Source organism: Tenacibaculum aquaeponti (assembly GCF_057221555.1).
Genome location: NZ_CM170147.1, coordinates 2,986,583 through 3,005,128, shown reverse-complemented (window position 1 = coordinate 3,005,128; position 18,546 = coordinate 2,986,583). Strand labels below are relative to the sequence as shown.

At 28.9% G+C, this 18,546-nt stretch carries 14 protein-coding genes; 4 read left to right on the top strand and 10 right to left on the bottom strand.

The genetic code is table 11. The features are described 5' to 3' along the window. Window positions 1-35 precede the first annotated feature (35 nt). Window positions 36-770: a DUF8737 domain-containing protein gene (locus AC2TEO_RS13635; protein ID WP_442265359.1), complete on the top strand. Its 735-nt coding sequence runs from the start codon at window positions 36-38 to the stop codon at window positions 768-770. Between the two features lie 18 nt (window positions 771-788). Here AC2TEO_RS13635 and AC2TEO_RS13630 read toward each other — a convergent pair whose 3' ends face one another. The 4 genes from AC2TEO_RS13630 to AC2TEO_RS13615 all read right to left on the bottom strand — a co-directional run bounded on the left by AC2TEO_RS13630 (window position 789) and on the right by AC2TEO_RS13615 (window position 5,014). After that, window positions 789-1,163 carry a heavy-metal-associated domain-containing protein gene (locus AC2TEO_RS13630; RefSeq protein ID WP_442265358.1) on the bottom strand — a complete coding sequence of 125 codons (375 nt, stop codon included), beginning with the start codon at window positions 1,161-1,163 and terminating at the stop codon, window positions 789-791. A gap of 19 nt (window positions 1,164-1,182) precedes the next feature. Further along, window positions 1,183-3,414 (bottom strand): TonB-dependent receptor, encoded by a 2,232-nt coding sequence (locus tag AC2TEO_RS13625; RefSeq protein ID WP_442267768.1) that lies wholly within the window; start codon window positions 3,412-3,414, stop codon window positions 1,183-1,185. 86 nt (window positions 3,415-3,500) lie between these two features. Further along, entirely contained in the window at window positions 3,501-3,917 is a 417-nt protein-coding gene (locus tag AC2TEO_RS13620; RefSeq protein WP_442265357.1) for an HYC_CC_PP family protein, read from the bottom strand. A gap of 119 nt (window positions 3,918-4,036) precedes the next feature. Continuing rightward, a complete protein-coding gene (locus AC2TEO_RS13615) occupies window positions 4,037-5,014 on the bottom strand; it encodes a polyprenyl synthetase family protein (protein ID WP_442265356.1) in 978 nt (325 codons plus the stop codon). A gap of 73 nt (window positions 5,015-5,087) precedes the next feature. Between AC2TEO_RS13615 and AC2TEO_RS13610 the strand changes: the two genes are divergently transcribed. Next, window positions 5,088-5,603 (top strand): hypothetical protein, encoded by a 516-nt coding sequence (locus tag AC2TEO_RS13610; RefSeq protein WP_442265355.1) that lies wholly within the window; start codon window positions 5,088-5,090, stop codon window positions 5,601-5,603. On the opposite strand, the gene AC2TEO_RS13605 is transcribed toward AC2TEO_RS13610, so the two are convergent. The 4 genes from AC2TEO_RS13605 to rlmN form a co-directional block, all read right to left on the bottom strand. Continuing rightward, window positions 5,600-8,044: a hypothetical protein gene (locus tag AC2TEO_RS13605; protein ID WP_442265354.1), complete on the bottom strand. Its 2,445-nt coding sequence runs from the start codon at window positions 8,042-8,044 to the stop codon at window positions 5,600-5,602. The genes AC2TEO_RS13610 and AC2TEO_RS13605 overlap by 4 nt on opposite strands. A gap of 76 nt (window positions 8,045-8,120) precedes the next feature. Further along, window positions 8,121-10,466, bottom strand: a complete 2,346-nt coding sequence (locus AC2TEO_RS13600; protein ID WP_442265353.1) for a hypothetical protein — start codon at window positions 10,464-10,466, stop codon at window positions 8,121-8,123. Between the two features lie 35 nt (window positions 10,467-10,501). Then, window positions 10,502-11,248: a hypothetical protein gene (locus tag AC2TEO_RS13595; protein ID WP_442265352.1), complete on the bottom strand. Its 747-nt coding sequence runs from the start codon at window positions 11,246-11,248 to the stop codon at window positions 10,502-10,504. Beyond that, on the bottom strand, window positions 11,249-12,289 hold the full coding sequence (rlmN, locus tag AC2TEO_RS13590) for a dual-specificity RNA methyltransferase RlmN (RefSeq protein ID WP_442265351.1): 1,041 nt from the start codon (window positions 12,287-12,289) through the stop codon (window positions 11,249-11,251). Between the two features lie 165 nt (window positions 12,290-12,454). Here rlmN and AC2TEO_RS13585 point away from each other — a divergent pair, with 165 nt between their 5' ends. Beyond that, window positions 12,455-12,979, top strand: coding sequence for a glutathione peroxidase (locus tag AC2TEO_RS13585; protein WP_442265350.1), 525 nt, complete (start codon window positions 12,455-12,457; stop codon window positions 12,977-12,979). 67 nt (window positions 12,980-13,046) lie between these two features. On the opposite strand, the gene queA is transcribed toward AC2TEO_RS13585, so the two are convergent. Then, window positions 13,047-14,096 carry a tRNA preQ1(34) S-adenosylmethionine ribosyltransferase-isomerase QueA gene (queA, locus tag AC2TEO_RS13580; RefSeq protein WP_442265349.1) on the bottom strand — a complete coding sequence of 350 codons (1,050 nt, stop codon included), beginning with the start codon at window positions 14,094-14,096 and terminating at the stop codon, window positions 13,047-13,049. Window positions 14,097-14,162: 66 nt separating this feature from the next. Further along, window positions 14,163-15,395 (bottom strand): 3-phosphoshikimate 1-carboxyvinyltransferase, encoded by a 1,233-nt coding sequence (locus AC2TEO_RS13575; RefSeq protein ID WP_442265348.1) that lies wholly within the window; start codon window positions 15,393-15,395, stop codon window positions 14,163-14,165. Window positions 15,396-15,436: 41 nt separating this feature from the next. Between AC2TEO_RS13575 and AC2TEO_RS13570 the strand changes: the two genes are divergently transcribed. Further along, window positions 15,437-18,544, top strand: a complete 3,108-nt coding sequence (locus AC2TEO_RS13570) for a VPS10 domain-containing protein (protein WP_442265347.1) — start codon at window positions 15,437-15,439, stop codon at window positions 18,542-18,544. Window positions 18,545-18,546: the final 2 nt, after the last annotated feature.

Sequence of the window (18,546 nt, the reverse complement as noted above, 5' to 3'; positions counted from 1 at the left end):
AATCTAAACTTACTTTGTATAAAAAATAAGTTATTATGGATTTATCTATCTCTTCTATTCCTATTTGGTTATCTGCTTTATTTACAATTATTTTTTTTATTATTCCACCGTTAATGATTGCTAATACTGCAAAAACAGCTATAAAATTATCAGGGGGATTAAATAGTAAAGAAATTAAAAAAAACATTTTAGTATTTTATTGGTTTTTTTTTATTGTTGTAGCTATTATTTCTTTGTTAGGAGTATTTTCAGTAAACACTTTCCCTCCTAGAATTATTATAATTACTACACTGCCTTTATTTCTTTTTTATTTATTATATGTTTCCAAAAAAAAATGGTTCCAAATCGTTTTTAAACATGTAAAAACCGAACAATTAGTCTTTATACATATATTTAGACTAGTAGGTGTTTTCTTTTTTATAATTAATTATTATGGATCATTACCTGATTTTTTTGCTCAAGTTGGAGGAATTGGAGATATTCTTACAGCAGTTTTAGCAGTTCCTGTTATATACGCTATAAAAAGAAAATTAAGTTTTGCTAAAACACTTGCTTGGATATGGAATATAATTAGTTTTATTGATATTACCTTAGTTATATCAATAGCTATCTATTTAACAAAAATAGCTTTAAAAAATAATGAAAATGGCATTTTAGAATTAGGTGTTTTTCCTTTTAGTTGGATTCCTGCTTTTGCACCAGCTACTATAATATTTTTACACATATTAATATTCAAAAAACTATTAGAAAAACAAAAAACTCAGGAATAATTCCTGAGTTTTCTTTATTTATGATTTTTGCTTCTTTTTATGATCTTCTTTTACTTCTTCATCTCGATACTTACAACATCCGTGTAAATTATCATAAACTTCTTGAGTGGCTTTAATTTCTTTACTATCGTGACCTACGTTAGCTACACTCTGACAAACTTTTTTCTTGTCTGTTTTTCGTTCATCGATAATTACCATTAACTGATGTGTATCTACATTCCAATTGGCAAATTTCACTCCTTTTGTATTTAAAGCAGCTTTTTCTATACGTTTTTTACACATCACGCAAACACCATCTACTTCAAAAGATAACTTTGCATTTTTTTTCTTTTTTTGTTGACTATAAGTTGTTACTACAACTAGTAAACATAATAATGATATAATTTTTTTCATTTTTTTTATTTTTATTATTTTAATCTATTTTAAATCTAAATCCAGCGTAATAAGCACTACCAAAAATAGGTGCATACACTATTGTACTATCAAAATTAGCTCCAAAAGGATTATCACTACCTAAGATCGGATTCCTTTGTTTCACATTTGTAATATTCTCTCCTCCTATATACATTTCTATTTTTTTAGAAAACACCTTTGTTATTTGAGTGTTTAATAAATTAAATCCATTAGAATAACTAGGTAAACGATCTTGAACAGGGTTAATGTTAGTATTTGGTAATCTTTGTTTACCTATAGAATTATAAGTTACATCAAATTTCCATTGTGCTCCATTAGTTTTCTTATGTGTTTCATATGATATATTTGCAAAAAAACGATGCTTAGCTTGTAAAGGCTTTGTTAAATTGCCTGAAATATAATCTGTAGACACATCAAAAAACTTGTAAGCTGTTCTTAAGTTAAAATGCTTCATTAAATTATAATTAACTTCTACTTGAAAACTATTAGCAATACTTTTTCCTTCTAAATTATAGAATGAAATCTCTCTTGGATTTTCCCAGTCTACAACCGCTTGATTTTCAAAATCAGTAATATAATAATCAAAAGTCACATCGCCTCTTTTCCCCAATAATTTAAATCCTTGTAAAAAAGAAACTCCATAATTCCAAGCAATCTCAGGGTTTAAACCATAAATATTACCTCCTATACTATTAATATTTATTTGCCTAGAAGAAGCGAATAGTTGTTGGTTTTCAGCAAAAATATTAGCACTTCTTTTTCCTCTCCCTATTGAACCTCTTAGCACACCTTTCTCCCACGGTACATAACGCAAATGCAAGCGAGGTGTTAAAAATGTTCCTAATAAATTGTGAAAATCAACCCTTAAACCTGCTGTTAAACTAAAATCTTCTGTATTATCATAAGCGTATTCGAAAAAAGCTCCTAATGAATTCTCATCTCTACTAAAATCTCTTACTTCAACCAGCTCTTTATAATCATCATAAGTAAAACTTAAGCCTGTTTTAAATTTATGTCTTGTATCTCCAATTATAGAATTGAAAATGAAATTTGAATACACACTTTGATGTTCAATATTATAATCTCTTAAACCAAAATATGATTCTTGATCGTGATTACTATACGCTAATTGTAATCCCATATTTTGATACGGGAGTTCTGGAAAAACATAGCCTAATTTACCAGAAAAATCAAATCGAGATGTTTTAATTTCACTTCCCCAAGCATTTGTTGTTTTCTTATCTATATCAGGATTAAAATTAAGTTCACCAGTTTGTTTTCTATCATTTAAATATCTAAAATTCAAAAAACTCACCCATCCAGTTTCATTATTTACATACTGCCAACGATTCATTACATTAATTTGTTCTGCTAATGGTGCATCTATAAAGTTATCATTATTATTATCAAACTTTTGAGATCTTAAATTACCATGTAAGTACAAACCTGTTTGCCATTTATCACTAACTTTTTGATTAAAATGCGTATTTAATTCTAATCTTCCATTTAAATTACCATATCCATTAACAAATATTTTTTTATCTGTTGATGGCTTTACTAACTCTGCATTAATTTGACCTGATATACTTTCAAAACCGTTTACAACACTACCTGCTCCTTTTGTAATTTGAATACTTTCTACCCAAGTACCAGGAGTAAATGTTAATCCATAAACTTGAGATGCTCCTCTTACCATCGGAATATTCTCTTGAGCAATTAATAAATAAGGACTATTAAGTCCTAACATTTGAATTTGTCGAGTTCCAGTTAATGCGTCTGAAAAATTCACATCTATAGATGGATTTGTTTCAAAGCTCTCTGCCAAATTACAACAGGCCGCTTTTAACAATTCTTCGCTATTTACAGTAAATACATTTTCTGTTTGTAAAAACGATTTAGCAGTCGCTTGTTTTTTTACAGAAATAGAAACTTCATCTAATGTAGTTTGTTCTGTTAGAAAATGATGAATTGGCTTTGTAGTATTGATTGTTAGCGTATCTGTTTTATATCCTACAAAACTTACAATTAACTTTTTATATTCTTTTTTATAAGGTATTTCGAACCATCCTTTTTCATTTGTAGTGGTTCCAATTTTTGTATTTAACCAATGCACATTGGCTCCAAACACTCCTAGGTTATCTTTTGGATTATTTTTATCCATAATCATACCTTTAAATGTTTGCTGTGCAGAGACTTGTGAACTTATTAATATAAGCACACAAATCAACATTTTAAAATTCATGATTTTTGTATATAATTTATATGTTTTACTTCTTCTTATCTATTGACTTAAAGTCATTAAAAAAGATTCATAAATCATATTATATATACCTCATATAAAACTTGTAAATCTAGATTTAGATTTGGCGGTGTATAGAATTCATTTAAATTAATTTGTTTGTTAAAATCTGCAAACAAATTATAATATGAAGAGAGAAATGCTACAACAAACTGTTGCTTTTGGATATCAAATTTCTCGAAAGAATTTTTTAAATCATCTTGACCCTGAATTTGTTGAATTTCATCTTTACAACATTTTTTTTTCTTTATTACTTGTGGGTCATCACAATCTTCTTCTCCTTCTTCGTCTCCACAATTTACTGAATTTCCAAAATAAGATATACTAACTAAAAACTCACCACAATAGTGTTTTTCTACAGTAAAAGAAAATGTAGAGAACAACACTAATAGTGCTAATAAGGTTGATGATATTTTAGAAAATACTATTTTCATTATGCTATACAAAAATATAAAAGTTCTAATAATAATCTTACAACATTAACATTTTGGTAACTAAATAATGTTGAATAGTATGATTTAATCGGTAAGTGGTTATTATTGGAAGTTTAAGATTAAATCTTTCTTTCAACAACATAATCAATCATCATTAATAACGATTCTTTGTATTCTGAGTCTGGATAATTTTCTAAAATTTTTAATGCTTTGTTTTTATAATCATGCATTTTATTTATAGTATAATCTATACCTCCATTTTCTTTTACAAATGTTATAACTTCTTTAACTCTTTTTTTATTTTTATTATGTTTTTTCACAGAGTTAATTAACCATTTTCTATCCTTCTCACTACAATTGTTCAATGTATAAATTAGAGGTAAAGTCATTTTTTGCTCTTTAATGTCTATACCTGTAGGTTTTCCTATTTTTTCTTCAGTATAATCAAATAAATCATCTTTAATTTGAAAAGCTATTCCTATATATTCTCCAAATTTTCTCATTTGTTGAACAACTTCGTTACTACAACCTACAGATGCTGCACCAATTCCACAACATGCTGCAATTAAAGTTGCTGTTTTTTGGCGAATAATTTCAAAATATACATCTTCAGTGATATCTAATTTTCTTGCCTTTTCAATTTGAAGTAATTCTCCTTCACTCATTTCTCTAACTGCTATTGAAATGAGTTTTAATAGATCGAAATCTTCATTATCAATAGATAATAACAAGCCTTTTGACAATAAAAAATCACCAACAAGTACTGCAATTTTATTTTTCCAAAGCGCATTTATAGAAAAGAAACCTCTTCTTCTATTACTATCATCTACAACATCATCATGAACTAATGTTGCCGTATGAATAAGCTCTACAATGGAAGCTCCTCTATATGTTCTTTCATCGAAGCCTCCATTAGAAACCATTTTTGCAACTAAAAAAACAAACATCGGACGCATTTGTTTCCCTTTTCTTCTTACGATGTAATATGTAATTCTATTTAATAATGGAACTTTAGAAAGCATTGAATCTTTAAACTTAGATTCAAATAGTTCCATCTCCTTTGCTATTGGAATTTTGATTTGTTCAACAGGTTTCATTAAGCCTTCCTTATACTCGTCAAAAATAAAGAAATAAATTAAGATGCTTATATTTGATTATAAAGTTTAATTAATGAAAAGAGTCATTTCTATTTTAATATTTCTCTCTTCTATTTTGGCTATATCACAAAAGAAAAAAGAGACTTTTCCTAATTCATTTTTAGGTAAATACAGTGGTACACTTGAGATATTCTCTAAAAAAGGGACACAAAAAATCCCAATGGAATTTCATCTCACTAAAGCCGAAAAAGATTCCACTTATAACTACACTATTGTTTACAACAAATCACCTCGTAATTATTTTTTAAAAATAGTTGATGTAGAAAAAGGAATTTATCAAATTGATGAAAATAATGGTATCATTCTCCCTGCATCTTTTCATAAAAATGTGCTTCATAGCATTTTTGAAGTACAAGGAAATATTTTAAGTACACGATTAGCTTTTAATTTAAATCAGGTAGAATTTGAAATTTTATTTTCTCGCCTAGAGAGTAAAACAATTACTGGCGGAACATCTAAGGAAATTCCAAAAGTTTTTGGTTACCCAATAAATGTATTTCAAAAAGCGACCTTAAGCAAAAAAAATTAATTGTTTTTATAATTAATTTTAAACACTTTTTCCATTGAAATCAATTTCCCATCTTTTGAAATTCCTTCTATAAATACTCGAACAGATTCTTGTTTTAGCTTTGGAAAAGTAATTGAATGTTCTTTTTTATTTTCATCTAAATAAATATTAGGTTCCCAATGTACTGCTCCGAACCTCTTAAAACTATCACTATTAGTATTTAAATATTTTGGTTGATAATATTCTTTTTGAACATGAAAACCTATTGGAACTTTGTATTCATAAAAAGCATTAACATAGTTTTCAGTTTTAACCCTGTCTTTAGTGTATAAGTAAATGCGTAAATCAAAAACGTCTGTAATAAAGATTTCATCATACTCACCTAACTTTGTATGCCTAAGATTTAAAAGTCTTTTAGGATCTAAAGTAATATCTTGATTATCTAAAAACACTCTAGTTTTTGATTCTAAAATCTCTCTTTGATCTGCAGTTGAATCAAAAGCTCTTTCTTTAGTCATATTCACTCCAAAATCACTAGCTCCAGATCGTGCAACAATGCCTTCATCAGCAGGATTATTTCTTAAACTAAATGCTCTTTGTCTAGATCTTCTTATTCGAACTGTTTCTGGGTTTGTTAAAATATCAAGACCAACAGATCTTAAAAAACTAAACAAAGCTTGATGTTTAGAATAATCTTCACTTACTTTATAACCTCTAGCTCTATCACCTATTAATGGAGTATGATTAAATTTTAATTTGCCTTTAATTTCAATTTCATTCAATACTTCTTCTGTTTCTGTTAAAAGAGCTGCTAAATCTTGGCCTTCGTCTCGCTTTTCTATTTGATCTTGTTGTTCTGGAATTTTAATTTTTCCTTTATTTATTATTTGAGACGGCTGAACATATAAATTCGGCATCTTAAACTTCCCTTTTTTATCTGAATATGATATATATACTTTAGAGTTATCTTTAATAAATAAGTTATTAAACTCAAATTTATTTCCTTTCAATTTTCTACTCGTAAACAACTTGTTTTGTCCACTTCTAATAAATACATCTACATCATTACCTAAGCCAGTCATATTAAAAGTTCCTTTTACTTTAATTCCTCTTTCAAAATCGAACCTTTCTGTAGGTGGATTATTAAAAATATTATACCAACTGTATTTAGACCATCCTTGAGTTAGAAGCAATAAATCTAACTCCCATAATTTTTTTCTATTTATATCTGTAAAGAAATAATCTCCATTTTTAATGCTCCCTTTAATATAAGGTGCTAAAAGAAATTTAGAATAAATATTTTGATAAGGTTTATATGCCTTAGTATCATATGGTAAAACAGATGCACTTAATTTATATTCTCCTAAATTATTTGTACTCTTAACATTTAATGACACACTATCTTTTCCTTCATTAAGATTGATTATCACATTATCAAATAATGACTTTTGATAATTAAAAAATAAACGTTCTGCAATAGGCTGATCATCATCTGTAAATAAAGTAACAATATTTGTTCCTGGCTTGAAAAGTTTTTTACTTATAAATAGAGAATAGGTTAATAAATTCTCTTTAAATTCTATATCTCTTCTTAGAAATGAATTCGTGTTATGAATTAAAACATAATATTTTCTATCTACTAATTCATCTATTGTTTCCTTATTTGTTGAAACAATCACTTTAGTCATATTACTACTAATATTCTCGAAAGCCAAAGAAACTCCTCTATTGTTTTTTACTGGAAATTTAGTTGTTATTTTTTCTCCATTTCTAAGTTTTATTTCTGCTTTATAATCTTCCTCTAAATTAATATAAACAGGAATTTTAACCATTCCGAATCGATTTAAAGTAAAGTCTTTTATCACTTCATTTTTACTATCAATAATTTGTCCTTTTTCAACCTCAGGGATATTTCCGTGTTGATCTTTTAAAATAATCCCTACACTATTTGTTGAATTGGCAAGTAAATGTCCTCCTTCAGGTAAAACTTGCAAATCATATTTTGTTTGATTAGTAATAGTAGATTCTTTTGTTTGTTCCTTATTTATAATTTTTATTTTCTGAATAAAAGACTGATTCTCCTGAAAATTCTGCATATAATTTGTTGAAGCTTTTATGTAAAAATTCTTCCCCGCAAAAGTTGAATCTACTTTAAAGCTACCATTACCTACCCCGTCATTTAAATAAATGAGTTTTGTTTTTTTAAAAACTCCTTTATCATCGTAAATAGAGCAATATAAATTAGATGTAGATTGATGCAATTTTTGTGTATTTGTGTTTAATACATAAGCTTTAAACCATATTTCTTCTCCTTGCACAAAAGTTGTTTTATTTAAATGTAAATAGGGGATTTCTCTCTCATATCCAAAGTACTTAACATAAGCACTATCAAGAACCTTATCCTGAGCTAACAATGTGTAAACAGAGCTAATAAATAGCAGCAACAATTTTTTAATTTTCATATTAGAATTTTTGGTCTATCTAAAGATACAAAAAACAAACTAACACACTGACTACTATACAAACACAACTATTCTTCTAATATTTTTGAATTTTTATAAGCTTTTCTATAGCTATTAGTTTTCCTTCTTTAGTTATACCTTCTAGGAATACTGTAATCTCATTTTGTTTTAAACTAGGAAAAGTAAATATTTGTTTTTTATTATTCTCATCTAAGTTAACATTAGGTTCCCAATAAATAGCTCCATAGCTTTTAAAGGTGTCACTTGTTGTTGATAAATATTTGGGGTGATAATATTCTTTTGAAACATGAAATCCTAAAGGTATTTTATATTCATAAAAGCCGTTTGAATTATCTATAAACTCAGCTTTATCTTTACTGTATAAGTAAATTTGAAGATCGAAAACATCTGTAATAAAAATCTCTTCATACTCCCCTAATTTTGTGAATTTTAAATTCAATAATCGATGATTATCTCTTGTTATTTCTTGATTATCTAAAAAAACTCTTGTCTTAGAAACAAGTATTTCTCTCTGGTTTGGTCGAAAATTAAATGCACTCTGTCTGATCCTTCTAATTTCTAACGTTTCAAGAGTTGAACGAACTTCTAATCCTTGATTTCTAAGAAAACTTAATAAATTTTGATGAACCGAATAATCTTCACTAACCTTATATCCTCGTGTTCTATCTCCTATTAAAGGCGTGTGATTAAACTTAATTTTCCCCTTCACTTCTACCTCATCTAAAACTTCCTCTGTTTCAGTTAAAAATATTTTTTGAACTTCCTTGGTTCTCCCTACTTCTTGTTCTTTTTTAAGGGGTAATTTGATATTCGATTTATCGAAATCTGGATATGAACTAACATAAAGATTTGGAGATATAAACTCCCCTTTTTTATTTGTATATGAGATGAAAATTGAAGAATTATTTTTCAGCTTTAAATTTTTAAATTCAAATTTATTATTAACAGTCTTTTCATTTACAAACAACTTATTTTGATCACTTCTAATATAAACATCTACTGATTTTCCTAATCCCGAAACATTTAAAGTACCTTTTACATGTATTCCAGTTTCAAAAGGAAACCGTTCAATTGGTGGATTATTAAATACATCATACCAATTGTACTTAGACCATCCTTGAGTTAATAATAACAAGTCTAACTCCCATAGTTTTTTTCTAGTTATATCCTTAAAAAAATAAGCCCCATCATTTATATTCCCTTTAATATAGGGTTGAATAAGAAATTTAGAATAAATATTTTGTGAAGGCTTATAAGCTTTTGTTTGAGCAGGTAAAATCGATACACTTAATCGATATTCATTTGATAATTCTTCTTTGCCTATGATTAAAGAAACACTGTCTTTTTTTTGTTTAAACTCTACTTCAACTGCATCAAATAATGATTTTTGATAGTTAAAAAAAACTCGTTCACCAATAGGTTTATCTGCATCTGTAAATAAGGTAACAATATTTGTTCCTGCTTTAAATAGTTTTTTATTTAAGTATAAAGAATAGGTTAACAGTTCAGGTTTAAACTCTATTTCCCTTTTTAGAAAAGCGTTTGTATTATGAATCAAGACATAATATTTCTTTCCTTGTAGGTTTTTAATTGTTTCCGGATTTGTTTTCACAATAACCTTAACCATATTACTACTAATGTTTTCAAAAGCTAAAGAGACTCCTTGTAATTCTTTTGGAGGCAAAAAAGTTTCTATTATTTGACTTTCACTTCTTTTAACTCGAACTTTTAACTGATCCTTTTGTGAAATAAAAACAGATACTTTAACCATTCCAAACTGGTTTAAAACAAACTCTTTAATCACTTTTCCAAATTGATCGACAAGTTCTCCTTTTTTAAAACCTATCGGATTCCCTGTAGCATCTTTTAAAATAATCCCTAAAGAATTTGTTGTATTTGCTAGTAAATGTCCACCTTCAGGTAAAATCTGTAAATCATATTCCTTTTCTTTATTTACAGGTTTTACGGTTTCTTCTTTACCATCTACAATAGTTATTTTTTGAACAAAAGATTGATTTTCCTCAAAATTTTTCATGTAGTTTGTAGAGGCTTTTATATAGTAACTTTTTCCTGTAAATGTAGAGTCAATTTTAAAGCTCCCATTACCCACACCATCTTTTATATAAATCAAATCTGTTTTTTTAAAAACACCTTGATCATCATAAATTGTGCAATGTAAATTTGTAGTATACGGATGTAGTTTTTGTGTATTTGTATTTAAAACATAAGCTTTAAACCAAACCTCTTCACCAACGGCAAAACTTATTTTATTTAAATGTAAATAAGGAATTTCTCTTTCATATTGAAAATATTTCACGTAAACACTATCAATATTTTTATTTTGAGCACTTAATTTTACAATACTGAATAACAGTAAGAATAATACGCTTTTACTTTTCATAATAGATTTTTAAAATCTATTAAAAGTACAAATATTTATTGAGTTAAGTTTCGAATAGTTTTAAACCTAGTCCAGACTTGTTTATTTCTTCTTTTATATATTGAAAGTGTTCCTCTATCTAATCCGTAATAAAAGAAACAAATTCCAGAAGGAGGATTTGCACTCGGTAAAAATTCGAAAAAATCAAAAGCTTTAGAGGGCCAAAACCAACAATCTAAAGATGTTCCTACAATCTCAATAATTCCAACAATAAAATACATTGCTAAATAGAATAATCTTTCCTTTGGATACTTTCTTAACGAATAAAAAACTAAACCTGTTAACACAAAACCAAAAACATCATTTTTAAACAATAAGAATATAAATGCATAAGCTACAATACTAATTGTAAAGAATAACTCTATTTGTTTTCTAAACTCTTTTACTTTAGATTTTCTAGAAAAGAAATATACGCCTAAAAACACAACAGCATGCCCAAAAGGAATATAATGTGGTATATTATGATGTCTATAAGTATACATTCCTAGACCAATTGAAAAGATATATTCTCCAATTACTCCAATTATAAAAGCGTAAACTAATTGTTCTCTTACCCTTGATGTTCCTGTTTTAAAAAGATAAATATAAACTCCAATTACTAAAATTGTATTTAGCAATTGACCTTTATGATATATTTCTTCTTCAAAATATTTACTATCCAAAAACAGTCCTAAAAAGATGATAAAAATTAACCATCCAATAGACTGAATAGTTTGCCCAAATAATGTTTTAGAAAGATTCATTTACGATTTATTGGCTAATTGTCCGCATGCTGCGTCTATATCTTTTCCTCTAGATCTTCGAACATTTACAACAATATCATGCATCTCTAAATTTGAAATATAATTGTTTAATGCATTTTGAGAAGCTTGTTGAAATTCACCATCGTCAATTGGATTATATTCAATCAGATTCACTTTTGCAGGCACATATTTACAGAACTTCACTAAAGCATCAATATCTTCTTTTCTATCATTAATCCCTTGCCAAACAACATATTCATAGGTTATTTTTCTGTTTGTTTTCTCATACCAATATTCTAATGCTTCTCTTAAATCTTCTAATGGAAATGTAGAATTAAATGGCATTATTGACGTTCGAACTTCATCAATAGCTGAATGTAACGAAACTGCTAAATTAAACTTTACCTCATCATCAGCCATTTTTTTAATCATTTTTGGTACACCAGAAGTTGATAAAGTAATACGTTTTGCAGACATTCCTAAACCTTCAGGAGATGTAATTTTATCTATTGCTTTGATTACGTTATTATAATTCATCAGCGGCTCTCCCATTCCCATAAAAACAATATTTGTTAATTTATGATTATGATACAATCTACTTTGTTGATCGATTGCTACCACCTGATCGTAAATTTCATCTGCATTTAAATTACGCATACGTTTTAAACGAGCTGTTGCACAAAATTTACAATCTAAACTACAACCAACCTGACTAGAAACACAAGCTGTGGTTCTTTTTTCTGTTGGAATTAAAACAGATTCTACAATTAAACCATCGTGAAGTTTAATCGCGTTTTTAATGGTACCATCGTTACTACGTTGCATAGTATCGACTTCGATATGATTAATCACGAAATTTGTATCTAACATTTCTCGTGTAGCTTTAGAAAGGTTGGTCATATCATCGAAAGAATGTGCAGCTTTATTCCACAACCATTCGTATACTTGATTTCCTCTAAAAGCTTTATCTCCATTTTCAACAAAGAAATTTCTAAGTTGTTCTTTCGTAAGCGCCCTAATGTCTTTTTTCTGTGATTTCATCTCTGCAAAAATACAGTATTGATTCTAAAGCCAAAATCTTTAGAAAAACTAATACTTAGAATATTTCAAAATAGTTGAAATAACAATTCAAAATATTTTCATAACACAAAAAACAATTAAATTTATATTTCAAAAGTATTAACAACAACTTTAAAACATCTGAATATGAAAATCTTAAACAAGGCAAAATTATTTTCATCTGCTTCTGAAGTAAAAAAACAATCTATTTATGATATTCAGATTAACGATATTCGTAATCAACCTATTTCACTTTCAGAGTTTAAAGGAAAGAAAATATTATTTGTAAATGTTGCTTCAAAATGTGGATTTACAAAACAGTATAAAGAATTACAAGAATTAAGTGAAACCTATAAAGATCAACTTACTGTAATTGGTTTACCTTGCAATCAATTTGGAAGTCAAGAACCAGGAAACGAAACGCAAATTCAAGAATTCTGTGATATCAATTTTGGTGTTACTTTTCCGTTAACAGAGAAAATAAAAGTAAAAGGTAGTCAACAACATCCTTTATACAACTGGCTTACATCTAAAAATTTAAACGGAAAAAAAAACTCAAAAGTTCGATGGAATTTTCAAAAGTATTTAGTTGATGAACAAGGAAATTTAATTGATTATTTTTATTCAACAACTCATCCTAAAAGTTTAAAAATAATTAAACACCTAAAATAAAAAAACAGCTCATTTCAATTAATGAGCTGTTTTTTCACAAAAGAACGAACAATACTTTCTTTACTTTTTATATAATTAACATCGCATCTCCGTACGAGTAAAATTTATATTTTTCTTTTATTGCTTCATGATATGCTTCCATTACAAAATCATGCCCAGCAAAAGCAGCTATCATCATTAATAATGTAGATTTTGGTGTATGAAAATTAGTAACCATACAGTTTGCTATACTGAAATCATATGGAGGAAAAATAAATTTATTCGTCCACCCTTCATAAGCATTTAATCTTTTGCTAGCAGAAACAGAAGATTCTACTGTTCTCATTACGGTTGTACCAACAGCACATACTCTTCTTTTTTGATCTAAAGCTTTATTTACAGTATCACAAGATTCCTGTGGAATAATTATTTGTTCAGAATCCATTTTATGCTTTGACAGATCTTCTACCTCTACTGGATTAAAAGTACCTAAACCAACGTGTAAAGTCATTTCTGCAAAATCAACACCTTTAATTTCTAAACGCTTCATTAAGTGTTTAGAAAAATGAAGTCCAGCAGTTGGTGCAGCTACAGCTCCTTCATGCTTTGCGAAAATAGTTTGATAACGCTCTTCATCTTCTGGCTCTACATCTCTCTTAATATATTTTGGTAATGGTGTTTGACCTAATTCGATAAGCTTTCTTCTAAACTCATCGTAAGAACCATCAAACAAGAAACGTAATGTTCTACCTCTAGAAGTTGTATTATCGATTACCTCTGCTACTAAACTTTCATCATCACCGAAAAACAATTTATTTCCGATACGAATTTTACGAGCTGGATCAACTAAAACATCCCATAATCTATGCTCTGCATTTAACTCTCTTAATAAAAAAACCTCGATTCTTGCTCCAGTTTTTTCTTTATTACCGTACATACGAGCAGGAAATACTTTGGTGTTATTCAACATCATTACATCTCCTTCATCAAAGTAATTAATTAAATCTTTAAACAACTTATGTTCAATAGTTTGCTCTTTACGATTTAATACCATCAAACGAGCTTCGTCTCTGTGCTCAGAAGGATATTCTGCTAATAATTCACTAGGTAAATCAAAGTTAAATTGAGATAATTTCATTATAGTTATTTATTAATGGCGGCAAATATACGATTTCAACATAGGGCTTGTCAAGCGTTTCATCTTTTATTTTAAGACTTCTTGTTCAATTCCAACCTTTTCAAAATCAGACCAAAAATCTTGGTATGACTTTGTTACAACGGTAGCATCTGCTATTTTTATTGGAACTTTTAAGGCTAATGGAGCAAAAGCCATTGCCATTCTATGATCGTGATACGTCTTTATAGTTACATTTTCTTGTATTGAATTTGAAGTATTTAAAAATAACTCTTCATTCGTTACAGAAATATCACCTCCTAATTTAGTAATTTCTTCTTTTAACGCTTCTAAACGATCTGTTTCTTTTATTTTTAAGGTGTGCAATCCTTTTAAATCACAAGGAACTTTTAAAGCAAAACAAGTAACAGTAATAGTTTGAGCAATATCTGGTGCTTTTACTAAATCTAATACTAATTTATCTTTACTTCCTAATCTTTCTTTCTTTAGCGTAATTGTATGATTATTGAATTCGGTAGTTACTCCAAAATGTTCATAAATTGAAGCCAAACAACTATCTCCTTGCAAACTTTCTTTTTTGTATGAAGACAACGTAATTTCTGTACCTACTTCACTTAAAGCAACCAAAGAATAGTAATACGAAGCCGAACTCCAATCTGCCTCAACAATAATATTTTTTGAGGAAACACTTTTTTTATTGAAAACTTCTATTGTATTTCCTTCAAACTTTGTTTCAATTCCAAGCTGATTCAATAAGCTTAAAGTCATTTTGATATAAGGAATAGATGTAATTTCTCCAGTTAATTCTAACTTTAATCCATTAGGTAAACTTGGTGCAATTAACAGTAAAGCTGAAATATATTGACTACTCACATTTCCTGCAATAGCAACATGATCTTTTGTAAAAGCTTTCCCTTTTATTTTTAGCGGAGGATATCCTTCTTTTTCTAAATAGGTAATATCTGCTCCTAAATCTTGTAACGCATCTACTAAAATTTTAATTGGTCTGTTATGCATTCTTTCAGATCCCTGTAAAACTTTTGTAGTTCCTTCTTGCGAGGCAAAAAGTGCTGTTAAAAATCGCATTGTTGTTCCTGCGTGTCCTATATCTGCAACTTCTTCATTACTATTTAAGGCATTTTGCATATGTACAGAGTCATCCGAACTAGAAAGGTTTTCAATAACCAATTCTGGGAATAACTGCTGAAGAATTAACAATCTATTCGATTCACTTTTAGAACCTGAGATCACTATACTATTTTTAAATAATTGATTTTTAGGAATCTTTAACAATAAGTCCATTAACAAAATTTTATATTTAGCTTCTTAATCAACTAAATCAAATGAAAAAACTACTTTTTGGAGGAGTAATACTGCTCCTTTTCTTGAGTATCAAAGTTAATGCTCAAAATAACAATAGCCAATTTTCTGAAGAATATTTTAACGCAATCGATTGGAGAAACATTGGTCCACACCGTGGAGGGAGAAGTTGTGCTGTAACTGGAGTTCCAAAAAAACCGAATTTATTCTACATGGGAACTACTGGTGGTGGTATATGGAAAACGATTGATGCTGGAAATACTTGGCAGAATATTTCTGATGGATTTTTTGGTGGTTCTGTAGGTTCTATAGCTGTTAGCGAATGGGACAATAACATTATTTATGTTGGAATGGGAGAAAAAACTGTTCGTGGTAATGTTTCTTCTGGTGACGGTGTTTGGAAATCTGAAGATGCTGGTAAAACATGGAAACATATGGGACTACCAAATTCTAGACATATTCCTAGAATGCGTATTCATCCTAAAAACCCAGATATTGTTTATGCTGCCGTTTTAGGAGATTTATATAAGTCTACCACAGAAAGAGGTGTTTACAAATCTACCGATGGAGGAAAAACTTGGAAAAAAGTTTTATACAGCAATGCAGATGCTGGAGCAGTAGATTTAGTTATCGATCCAAATAATCCTAGAACTTTATATGCTTCTACTTGGAATGTAAGAAGAACTCCTTATAGTTTATCTAGTGGCGGTGAAGGTTCTGGAATTTGGAAAAGTACCGATGAAGGTGAAACATGGACAAACATTTCTAAAAACTCTGGATTACCGAAAGGTATTTGGGGAATTTCTGGTTTAGCTGTTTCTCCTGTAAACTCTGAAATTGTTTACGCACTTATAGAAAATGAAAAAGGTGGTGTGTACAAATCTTTAAATGGTGGAAAAACTTGGCGATTAATTAATAGCGAGCGTAAACTTCGTCAAAGAGCTTGGTATTACACAAGAATTTATGCAGACACAAAAGATGAAGACATTGTATATGTTATGAATGTACGTTATCATAAATCTACTGATGGTGGAAAAACCTACAAAACATACAACGCTCCACATGGAGACCATCATGATTTATGGATTGCGCCGGAAGATAATCAGCGTATGATTATTGCTGATGACGGAGGAGGACAAATATCTTTTGACGCTGGTGAAAACTGGTCTACTTATTTAAACCAGCCTACTTCTCAATTTTATCGCGTTACTACAGACAATCATTTTCCATATAGAATTTATGTAGCTCAACAAGATAATTCTACTATTAGAATTGCGCATAGAACAGAAGGAAGATATATTACTTCACAAGATTGGGAATCTACTGCAGGTGGAGAAAGTGCTCACATCGCTGTAGATCCTTTAAATAATGATATCGCTTATGGTGGAAGTTATGGTGGATTATTAACACGTGTTGATCATAAAACTGGTGCATTTAGAGCAATTAATGTTTGGCCAGATGATCCTATGGGACATGGAGCAGAAGATTTCAAATATCGTTTCCAATGGAATTTCCCTGTATTATTTTCTCCTAACAACAAAAAGAAATTATACGCTGCTTCAAATCATTTGCATGCAACTACGAATGAAGGGCAGTCATGGGATATTATTAGTCCAGATTTAACAAGAAATGATCCTAAAACTTTAGGACCTTCAGGAGGACCAATTACTAAAGACAACACTGGTGTTGAATACTATGGAACTATTTTCGCAGTTGCTGAAGTTCCTGGTGAAGATGGAGTTATTTATACTGGTTCAGATGATGGTTTAGTTCATATTACTAAAGATGGCGGAAAAAATTGGACAAACATTACTCCTAAAAAAATGCCAGAATGGATGATGATTAATTGTATTGAAATTGATCCTTATACAAAAGGTGGTGCATATATTGTAGGAACAAAATATAAAACAGGAGATTATCAACCTTATATTTATAAAACGGAAGACTACGGAAAGTCTTGGAGAAAAATAACTTCTGGAATTGGTAATGAGGATTTCACAAGGGCTTTACGTGCTGATCCTAAAAGAAAAGGATTATTATATGCTGGTACAGAAAGAGGAATGTATATTTCTTTTAACGATGGTAAAAACTGGCAAAAATTCCAATTGAATTTACCTTTAGTTCCTATTACAGATTTAGCTATTAAGGAAAATAACTTAATTGCAGCTACTCAAGGTCGTTCTTTATGGATTATTGATGATTTAACCCCACTACATCAATTAAACAGCAAACTTACAAACCAAGATTTCTTTGTTTATAAACCAAAAGAAAGTTATAGAATGGGTGGTGGAAACGGAGCTAAATCTAGAAGAAATGGAACTAACTATCATGGAGGTATTCCTGTGAACTTTTATGTTAAAAATTACACCAAAAAAGATACTGTTTCTCTTAAGTTTTATGATAGTTCTAAAAATTTGATTCGTGTATTTAGTACCCATCCTGACAAAAAACAAAAAGAAGGAAAATTAAAAGTAAAACAAGGTGATAATGTATTTTACTGGGATATGATGTATACTGGAGCAGACCGAGTGAAAGGCATGATTTTATGGTGGGCTTCTTTAAGTGGACCAATGGCTTTACCTGGTGAATATAGAGTTGATTTAACGGTAAATGGAAAAGTTAAATCTGAAAACTTTACTATTAAAAATAAGCCAAACTCTGAATCAACTCCAGCTGACTTAAAAGCGCAATTTGATTTTATTAATAGTATCAATTCTAAAATGACTGAAATTCATAAAGCATTAAAGAATGTGAAGAAAATTAGAGCTCAAGTAAATACTTTAAAGAAATCTATTAAAGATAAAAAGAAACATAAAGACTTATTAGATTTTGCGAATCAATTGGTAAAAGATATGACTGTTGTTGAAAACAACTTATATCAAACAAAAAGCAAGAGTAATCAAGATCCTTTAAACTTTCCTATTAAGTTAAACAACAAATTAGGACATTTAAATTCTTTATCTCGTATTGGTGATTATAAACCCACAGATCAAGCTGTAGCATTTAAAAATGAAATCACTAAGCAAATAGACATAGAATTAAATAAGTTATACGATATTTTCAATAACAAAGTGAAAGATCTAAATCAAAAAGTTAAAGCTAGTCAAATTGATTTCATTCAATTAGATTAAAA

What these genes read in the sequence shown, in the direction of transcription:
- AC2TEO_RS13620 (WP_442265357.1), bottom strand. Translation starts at nt 3,917, where the DNA reads ATGAAAATAGTATTTTCTAAAATATCATCAACCTTATTAGCACTATTA.
- AC2TEO_RS13605 (WP_442265354.1), bottom strand. Translation starts at nt 8,044, where the DNA reads ATGAAAATTAAAAAATTGTTGCTGCTATTTATTAGCTCTGTTTACACA.
- queA (WP_442265349.1), bottom strand. Translation starts at nt 14,096, where the DNA reads ATGAAATTATCTCAATTTAACTTTGATTTACCTAGTGAATTATTAGCA.
- AC2TEO_RS13625 (WP_442267768.1), bottom strand. Translation starts at nt 3,414, where the DNA reads ATGTTGATTTGTGTGCTTATATTAATAAGTTCACAAGTCTCTGCACAG.
- AC2TEO_RS13600 (WP_442265353.1), bottom strand. Translation starts at nt 10,466, where the DNA reads ATGAAAAGTAAAAGCGTATTATTCTTACTGTTATTCAGTATTGTAAAA.
- AC2TEO_RS13595 (WP_442265352.1), bottom strand. Translation starts at nt 11,248, where the DNA reads ATGAATCTTTCTAAAACATTATTTGGGCAAACTATTCAGTCTATTGGA.
- AC2TEO_RS13635 (WP_442265359.1), top strand. Translation starts at nt 36, where the DNA reads ATGGATTTATCTATCTCTTCTATTCCTATTTGGTTATCTGCTTTATTT.
- AC2TEO_RS13570 (WP_442265347.1), top strand. Translation starts at nt 15,437, where the DNA reads ATGAAAAAACTACTTTTTGGAGGAGTAATACTGCTCCTTTTCTTGAGT.
- AC2TEO_RS13615 (WP_442265356.1), bottom strand. Translation starts at nt 5,014, where the DNA reads ATGAAACCTGTTGAACAAATCAAAATTCCAATAGCAAAGGAGATGGAA.
- rlmN (WP_442265351.1), bottom strand. Translation starts at nt 12,289, where the DNA reads ATGAAATCACAGAAAAAAGACATTAGGGCGCTTACGAAAGAACAACTT.
- AC2TEO_RS13575 (WP_442265348.1), bottom strand. Translation starts at nt 15,395, where the DNA reads ATGGACTTATTGTTAAAGATTCCTAAAAATCAATTATTTAAAAATAGT.
- AC2TEO_RS13630 (WP_442265358.1), bottom strand. Translation starts at nt 1,163, where the DNA reads ATGAAAAAAATTATATCATTATTATGTTTACTAGTTGTAGTAACAACT.
- AC2TEO_RS13610 (WP_442265355.1), top strand. Translation starts at nt 5,088, where the DNA reads ATGAAAAGAGTCATTTCTATTTTAATATTTCTCTCTTCTATTTTGGCT.
- AC2TEO_RS13585 (WP_442265350.1), top strand. Translation starts at nt 12,455, where the DNA reads ATGAAAATCTTAAACAAGGCAAAATTATTTTCATCTGCTTCTGAAGTA.